The organism is Alcanivorax sp. HI0083 (genome assembly GCF_001635175.1).
Window position 1 is genome coordinate 1 of record NZ_LWFX01001760.1, and the last position, 1389, is coordinate 1389.

Consider the following 1389-nt stretch of genomic DNA (forward strand, 5'->3'; position numbering starts at 1 on the left):
ATCCGATAATCATGACTCAGGCTCGCCGTGTGGTTATTGGCCAGCTGCTCGGACTCCGATTCCGAATAGTTACCGGTATAACTCATCTTGGTATTATTCTTTACCGTGCGGCGTTTCAGTGAAACCTTGGTGTTCAGGTCTTTCTGTTCCACGTTACCACTGCGGAAATTCAGGCCCACCGAAATATCCGCCGTCCATAAATCAAATTCCCGGGGGGAGGCAGAGGCAATGCCAACCACCTGGGGAAACTCGACCGGTTCGCCCCCCACCAGCAGCTTGCCGCTTTCCGTGGTCAAACGCCCCAGTATCACTTCACCGCCATCCAGCAGCACCGACATGACGCGCCCCGTACGGATATAGGCCACGTCTTCCCAGTCGATGGAAATCAGATCGAAATGATCACTGTCGATTTCCACCGACTCTTCATGCAGGACCTTGATCCGCCCTTTAACCCACTCGCCAGTATCCAGCTGTATCCAGTCCCATTGCTGCACGTCGAAACTGGGCGGCCGCCAGATCTCTGGCGGGGTACTGGCCGTGTCAAAGGTTTGGTCCGCTGCAAAGGCGGCGGCTGGAAGGGTGCCGACAAGCAAACAGGCAGCCCAGAGGGCTGCCTGTTTGCTTGTCTGGCCAGAAGCGCTGCCAGAAGATTGGCCAGCCATTGCTGGCCAGCCTTTAACCACTACTTTTTTCATTACTTACCATAAGGTACGGCTTCGTACGGGTTGCCACCCAGGGCTGCGGAGATATCCGCAATGGCTTTCTGGGCGCGTACGCTGTTACCGGCCTCATCCAGCGGCGGGGAAATAGCCGCAATGCCGAACTTGCCCGGGGAAACGGCAATAATACCACCGCCCACACCACTCTTGGCAGGCAGGCCGGTTTTGTACAACCACTTGCCCGCATCGTCATACAGCCCGGCCGTCGCCATCACTGCCAGGATTTCCGGCATGTCTTCCGGTTTCACCAGCGCCTTGCCGGTAACCGGGTTGGTGCCTGCGTTGGCCAGCGTCGCCGCCATGGTGCCCAGGTCCTTGGCATTCACACCCACAGAACACTGGCGGGTATAAATGTCGGTGGCCTGCAGCGGGTCGCCTTCGATATGGCCGTAGGCATACATCAGGTGAGCAATCGCCTGGTTACGTTGGTTGGTAGCCGCTTCCGACTTGTAGATATCTTCCAACACGGTCAGCTCCCGGCCGGCAAAATCACTGTAGTATCCGAGAATCTTGTTCCAGATTTCGTTGTAGCTTTTTCCGGACACCAGGCTGGTAGTGGTAATCGCACCGGCATTCACCAGCGGGTTCATTTCATGGCCCTGGTGCTGCTCGATGGCATAGATGGAATTGAACACCTGGCCGGTGGCATCCACACCCACATTCTTGGGCA

The 1389-nt window shown here is 56.8% G+C and carries 2 protein-coding genes; both read right to left on the bottom strand.

What is annotated here, in order from left to right; all coding sequences use genetic code 11:
- The coding region (locus tag A3754_RS25545) for a DUF481 domain-containing protein (protein ID WP_156497237.1) at positions 1 to 695 on the bottom strand (695 nt) is incomplete at its 3' end.
- A partial coding sequence (gene glsA / locus A3754_RS25550; protein WP_063521702.1) for a glutaminase A occupies positions 695 to 1389 on the bottom strand: 695 nt, incomplete at its 5' end. The genes A3754_RS25545 and glsA, both read right to left, overlap by 1 nt.